6 protein-coding genes are annotated in these 6,244 nt (G+C 70.0%); 3 read left to right on the forward strand and 3 right to left on the reverse strand.

The window, feature by feature from the left end:
- Positions 1–105: 105 nt before the first annotated feature.
- Positions 106–1,041 (reverse strand): hypothetical protein, encoded by a 936-nt coding sequence (locus ACTJI1_RS15685; RefSeq protein WP_440743375.1) that lies wholly within the window; start codon positions 1,039–1,041, stop codon positions 106–108.
- Positions 1,038–1,664: a MerR family transcriptional regulator gene (locus ACTJI1_RS15690; protein WP_440743376.1), complete on the reverse strand. Its 627-nt coding sequence runs from the start codon at positions 1,662–1,664 to the stop codon at positions 1,038–1,040. The genes ACTJI1_RS15685 and ACTJI1_RS15690 overlap by 4 nt, the downstream gene beginning before the upstream one ends.
- Positions 1,665–1,757: 93 nt before the next feature.
- On the opposite strand from ACTJI1_RS15690, the gene ACTJI1_RS15695 reads away from it, so the two are divergent.
- A complete protein-coding gene (locus tag ACTJI1_RS15695) occupies positions 1,758–2,339 on the forward strand; it encodes a dihydrofolate reductase family protein (protein ID WP_440743377.1) in 582 nt (193 codons plus the stop codon).
- Positions 2,340–2,366: 27 nt separating this feature from the next.
- Here ACTJI1_RS15695 and ACTJI1_RS15700 read toward each other — a convergent pair whose 3' ends face one another.
- A complete protein-coding gene (locus ACTJI1_RS15700; protein WP_440743378.1) occupies positions 2,367–2,711 on the reverse strand; it encodes a hypothetical protein in 345 nt (114 codons plus the stop codon).
- Between the two features lie 219 nt (positions 2,712–2,930).
- Between ACTJI1_RS15700 and ACTJI1_RS15705 the strand changes: the two genes are divergently transcribed.
- Both ACTJI1_RS15705 and ACTJI1_RS15710 read left to right on the forward strand, forming a co-directional pair.
- Positions 2,931–5,084: an ATP-dependent Clp protease ATP-binding subunit gene (locus ACTJI1_RS15705; RefSeq protein WP_440743379.1), complete on the forward strand. Its 2,154-nt coding sequence runs from the start codon at positions 2,931–2,933 to the stop codon at positions 5,082–5,084.
- Positions 5,085–5,154: 70 nt separating this feature from the next.
- Entirely contained in the window at positions 5,155–6,219 is a 1,065-nt protein-coding gene (locus ACTJI1_RS15710; protein WP_440743380.1) for a zinc-dependent alcohol dehydrogenase family protein, read from the forward strand.
- Positions 6,220–6,244: the final 25 nt, after the last annotated feature.

The raw sequence follows: 6,244 nt of genomic DNA on the forward strand, positions 1-6,244 counted from the left end.
CCCTCCGCGGGTCCGCCCCTCCGTCGAGTACACGAAAAGTGCACGCTCAGACCCTGTCGAGCGTGCACTTTTCGTGTACTCGACGGAGGGGGTGCGGGGGCGGGATCAGGCGGGGGTGAGGTGGATGCGCGGGCGCGGGCGGACCGCGACGACGAGCGCCGCCGCGACGAGGCCCGCGACGGCGATCGCCCAGCCGGCCGCGAGGTACGGGCCGTCCGGGCGCACGATCGACTGGCCCGCGAGCGCCTGAGCGGTCACCAGCGCGGCCGTCGCGGCGTAGACGACCGTCGCGACGACGACGAGGCGGGTGCGCACCCGGTCGTCGGCGAGCAGCGACCAGCGCCGGCCCAGCCAGCCGAGCAGCACCGCGAAGAGCGGCAGGAGCTGCAGCGCGTGCATGCCGACGAAGTGCGGGATGCGCAGATCGCCGCCGACGGTGCTCCAGCCGAGCACGGGCAGTCCGGGTCCTCCGTCCGCGAGCCCGACGGTGTGAGCCCCTGCGATGCCGCGGAAGTCCGCCAGCTGGGATGCCGTCGGCCCGGTCATCAGGTACGCGAGACCCATCCCCGCGAGGGCGATGATCGCGCCGGCTCGCACGGCGAACGTGGTCGACCGGGTGGGGAGCCTCAGGAAGAACACCGCGATGGTGGTCAGGAACGTGCAGACGTAGAGCGTGGTGATGGACACGGCCATGACGCCCCAGATCGCGCTCGCGAGAGGGCTCGAGACGTTGAAGTGGCTGGTCGTCCCCGCTGCTGCGGCCCCGACGATGAGCACCTGTTCCACGATCAGCGCCACAGCGATCACGGTGCCGGCGGCGTGGGCGATCCGTCGCCAGCGCGGGAGGTGGGCGATCAGCCAGGCCCACGTCACGCTGTACAGCAGGATCGACAGCGAGAACTTGAGCGGCTTGGCCCAGGCGTCCATCCCGGTGACCTGTCGGGGGTCGAGGATGAGGCCGATCAGGCAGACGACGGTGCTCAGCACCATCAGGGCGGCCACCGTCATCAGTGGGCGGTGCCACGCGAACACGGTCTTCACGGTTGTCTTCTTTCGTTGGTGACGACGGCCTGCGCGATCCGGCGCAGGCCGAGCGAGAGGGTGTCGCCGAGCACCGTGCCGACGACCATGAGCTCGGTCATCCTCGACGGATCGGGGAGGGTGCCGACGGCTCCGAGATCGGCCTCGGCGTGGATGCGCGCGGCCGCCGCGTAGCGGTCGAGGTAGTCGTCGGGGAGGGGGAAGCCGGCCTTGTCGAACGCGTCGATCACCTGCGCGGCGATGCCGCGACCGATGTTGTCGTCGCAGTCCGTCCATCCGGCGCGGGCGGTCAGGGCGTCGACGCGGGCGTAGGCGTCGTCCGACGGTTCGGAGACGTCAGGAACCGCCGAGCGCGACAGTGCCTGCTGCGCCACGTCGAACGTGTGGGCGATGGGCGCATCCGGCTCGTCCAGTGCGGCCAGCACCGACTTGACCGAGGCGATGGACAGCTTGCCCACCTCGAGCATCGCGCGGATCAGCCGCAGGCGGCGTTCGTGCTGCTCGCCGTAGACCGTGCGGTTCCCGCCCTGGCGGTCACCCGCGGGCAGGAGCCCTTCACGGACGTAGTACTTGATCGTGGCGGCGGGAGTGCCGGAGCGTTCGGCGAGTTCGGAGATGAGCACGCGCTGATAGTAGCACTACCGGTAGTGGTGCTACCAGTGCTGGACCGATCCGCGCCCGCCCGCTACCGTGAGGTATCCGAAGGAGGAGGCAGCGTGGGAGACGTCGTCGTGTACGGCTCGGTGTCGGTGGACGGCTTCATCGCCGACCAGGACGACCAGCCTGGACCGCTCTTCGACTGGCTGCTCAACGGAGACGTGCCGCTCGACGACAGCGGCGTGCTGAAGGTGTCGCAGACGTCGCACGACTACGTGCGCGCCTACTGGGACCGGATCGGTGTCACGGTCGTCGGCCGCCACGTCTTCGATATGACCGACGGCTGGGACGGCGCGCCTCCCGCGGGCGTCGACCACGTCGTCGTGGTGACGCACCGGCCCGCCCCCGAGGGCTGGGACGCCCGGGCGCCGTTCTCGTTCGTGGACGGCATCGAGCCCGCGCTCCGAAGGGCTCAGGAGATCGCAGGCGACCGGGTGGTCGAGGTGGCGGCCGGAGACGTCGGCGGTCAGGCGTTCGCGGCCGGTCTCATCGACGAGGTGCGGATGGATGTCGCGCCTGTCGTGTTCGGCTCCGGCAAGAGGTACTTCGGTGCGGTCGACGCGCAGCAGCTGCTCGACGGCCCGGTCGAGATCCTCCAGGGGGACGGCGTCCTCCACCTGCGCTACCGGGTGCGCCGCTGACCGCATCCGGTGCCGGGCGCGCAGCCCTCAGGCCTCGTCGCGCTTGCGGCGGGACGGCGAGTCGAGCAGCGAGAGGACGAACAGCAGCGCGAGCAGGGCGAAGATGCTCAGCGCCGCGATCAGGTCGCTCCAGGTGAACGGGATGAACGCGCCGTCGATCGACAGCACGAACACCGTCTCCACCGCGCCGAATGCTATGAAGAACAGCCCGAGCAGCAAGCGGGTGATGCGCACGTTGTGGCCGCGGCGGTGCACCTCCACCCGGCGCAGCTCCACCATGAGGGTCAGGAGCAGCAGCGGCAGCACCTGGGCGAGCGTGGCGGCGGTCGCGCTGTCCATCAGCACCACGCGGAGGTCGGCGGGATCCACCATTCCGACAGAGTAGCGCCCGCCCCGTGCGTCTCGCTCGCTCGCGCGATGTGCGCCGCCCCGCTCGCGCGATTTGTGCCAAATCGTCGTTATGCGCGCGCCATAACCAAGATTTGGCACAAATCGTGGCCCGGTAACGGCGGGAACGGGAATTACCCCTCGCCATTGAAAGTTGAGCTTAGTAGACTCAAGTTTGCCCAGAACGATATGGGAAGGAACCAGATGGCGAACATGCAGGGTGCGCCCTCCACGCAGGAGGAGGCGAAGAGCGCACTCGAACAATACGGCGTGAACCTCACGGAGATCGCCAAGAGCGGCAAGCTCGACCCGGTGATCGGGCGGGATGCCGAGATCCGTCGTGTCAGCCAGGTGCTGACCCGTCGCACCAAGAACAACCCCGTGCTCATCGGCGAGCCCGGCGTCGGAAAGACGGCGGTCGTCGAAGGCCTCGCCCAGCGCATCGTCGCGGGGGACGTGGCCGACTCGCTCAAGGGGAAGCAGCTGGTCGCGCTCGACCTGTCGGCGCTGGTCGCCGGCGCGATGTACCGCGGGCAGTTCGAGGAGCGGCTGAAGGCCGTCCTCAAGGAGATCAACGACGCCGAGGGCCAGATCATCACGTTCGTGGACGAGCTCCACATCCTGATGGGCGCCGGCGGCGGGGAGGGGTCCGTCGCGGCCTCCAACATGCTGAAGCCGATGCTGGCCCGCGGTGAGCTGCGGCTCATCGGTGCGACCACGCTCAACGAGTACCGCGAATTCATCGAGAAGGATGCGGCCCTCGAGCGCCGCTTCCAGCAGGTCTACGTCGGCGAGCCGTCGGTCGAGGACACCGTCGCGATCCTCCGCGGCCTCAAGGGCCGGTACGAGGCGCACCACGGCGTCACCATCGAGGACTCCGCGCTCGTCGCAGCCGCATCCCTGTCCAACCGCTACATCACCGCCCGGCAGCTGCCGGACAAGGCGATCGACCTGATCGACGAGGCCGCCTCGCGGCTGAAGATGGAGATCGACTCCGCGCCGGTCGAGATCGACACGCTGCAGCGGCAGGTCGAGCGGATGAAGCTGGAGGAGTTCGCCCTCAAGAAGGAGAAGGACGAGGCCAGCAAGGAGCGCCTGGAGCAGCTGCGCGAGCGGCTGCGCGAGCAGGAGGCCCAGCTCGAGGAGCTGCAGGCCCGGTGGCGCGCCGAGAAGGCGTCCCTCAACCGGGTCGGCGAGCTGCGCTCGCAGCTGGAGGAGGCCAAGACGAAGCGCGACCTCGCGCTCCGCGACGGCCGGTACCAGGAGGCGTCCCGCATCGAGTACGAGACCATCCCGTCCATCGAGCGCGAGCTGGCGGAGGCCGAGCAGGCCGAGCACGACCACCCGCGCATGGTGAACGAGCAGGTCACCGCCGACGACATCGCCGCGGTGGTCGCGGCCTGGACGGGCATCCCGGTCGACCGGCTCACCCAGGGAGAGACCGAGAAGCTGCTCAACCTGGAGCACGAGCTCGGTCGCCGCATCATCGGCCAGAAGAAGGCCGTGCAGGCGGTGTCGGATGCGGTGCGCCGCACCCGCGCGGGCATCTCGGACCCCGGACGCCCCACCGGCTCGTTCCTGTTCCTCGGCCCGACCGGCGTCGGCAAGACGGAGCTCGCGAAGGCGCTCGCCGCGTTCCTGTTCGACGACGAGAAGGCCATGGTCCGCATCGACATGAGCGAGTACGGCGAGAAGTTCTCCGTGTCGCGTCTCGTCGGCGCACCTCCCGGCTACGTCGGTTACGAGCAGGGCGGTCAGCTGACGGAGGCCGTCCGGCGGCGTCCCTACTCGGTGATCCTCCTCGACGAGGTCGAGAAGGCGCACCCCGAGGTGTTCGACGTGCTGCTGCAGGTGCTCGACGACGGTCGCCTGACCGACGGGCAGGGCCGCACGGTCGACTTCCGCAACACGATCCTGATCCTGACGTCGAACCTCGGCAGCCAGTACCTGGTCGACCCGACGCTGAACGCGACGGAGCGCGAGGAGGCGGTGCTGCAGATGGTGCGGCAGGCCTTCAAGCCGGAGTTCGTCAACCGTCTCGACGACATCGTCGTGTTCTCCGCGCTCACGCAGGAGGAGCTGGGCGAGATCGTCGAGCTCGGCATCGACCACCTGATGCAGCGGCTCACCGAGCGCCGGCTGGAGCTGGCGGTCACTCCGGACGCGCGTGCGTGGCTGGCCGAGCGCGGTTACGACCCGATCTACGGCGCCCGCCCGCTCCGGCGGCTCATGCAGCGCGAGATCGAGGACCGTCTCGCCACGGCGCTGCTCGCCGGCGAGATCCGCGACGGCGACCTGGTTCGGGTCGATCTGGACCGCGAGGCCGACCACCTCACCGTCGGCGCGGTGCGCGAGTAGCGACACCCCCGAAGAGCGTCCCCCAGGAGGCGCCGCCCGGTGANCGCCTCCGTGCGCGTAGGCTCGAACCATGCGTGCTGCTGTCATCCACGGAGAGCGCGATGTGCGCCTCGAAGACGTCCCCAATCCCACCCTGTTCACCGGCTCCGGATCCGACGGCCTCGACGCCGTCGTGCGCGTGGTCGCCGCCTGCGTCTGCGGCAGCGACCTGTGGCCTTACCGCGGCGTCACCCCGACGCACGAGCCCCACCGCATCGGCCACGAGTTCGTCGGCGTCGTCGAGGAGGTCGGCGCGAACGTCCGGACCATCACGCCCGGCGACTTCGTCATCGCGCCGTTCTACGACTGCGACATGACGTGCGTGAACTGCCGCAACGGCGTGAGCACCTCGTGCCTGCACGGCGGCTGGTGGGGTTCGAAGGACCGCATCGGCGGCTTCGCCGACGGCGGCCAGGGCGAGTTCGTCCGGGTCCCTCACGCCGACGGCTCGCTCGTCGCGACGCCGGAGTACCCGCGCGCCGAGCTCATCCCGAGCCTGCTGACGCTGTCGGATGTGATGGGCACCGGCCACCACGCCGCCGTCTCGGCCGGCGTCACGGAGGGCAGCACGGTCGTCGTGGTCGGCGACGGCGCCGTCGGTCTGTGCGCGGTGCTCGCCGCGAAGCGCCTCGGCGCCTCCCGCATCGTCGCCATGTCGCGGCACGAGTCCCGCCAGGCGCTCGCGCGCGAGTTCGGCGCGACGGACATCGTCGCCGAGCGCGGCGACGCCGGTGTTGCCGCAGTGAAGGAGCTGTTCGACGGGATCGGCGCGGACTGCGTGCTCGAGGCGGTCGGCACGAAGGAGTCGATGGACCAGGCGATCCGCTCGGCTCGTCCCGGCGGCATGGTCGGCTACGTCGGCGTGCCGAACGGCGGTCCCGAGCTGCCCGTGCGCCCGCTCTTCCAGAGCAACATCGGCGTGAACGGCGGTGTCGCACCAGTGCGCAACTACGTCGAGGATCTGCTGCAGGATGTGTGGTCCGGCGCCATCGAGCCGGGCAAGGTGTTCGACCTGGAGGTGCCGCTCGACGAGATCGCCGAGGCCTACGCCGCCATGGACGAGCGCCGCGCGATCAAGACGCTCGTGCGTCCGTAGTCCCCGAGTCCCGGGCGTCGATGAC

Source organism: Leifsonia sp. 22587, assembly GCF_052044215.1.
GTDB classification, from domain to species: domain Bacteria; phylum Actinomycetota; class Actinomycetes; order Actinomycetales; family Microbacteriaceae; genus Leifsonia; species Leifsonia shinshuensis_C.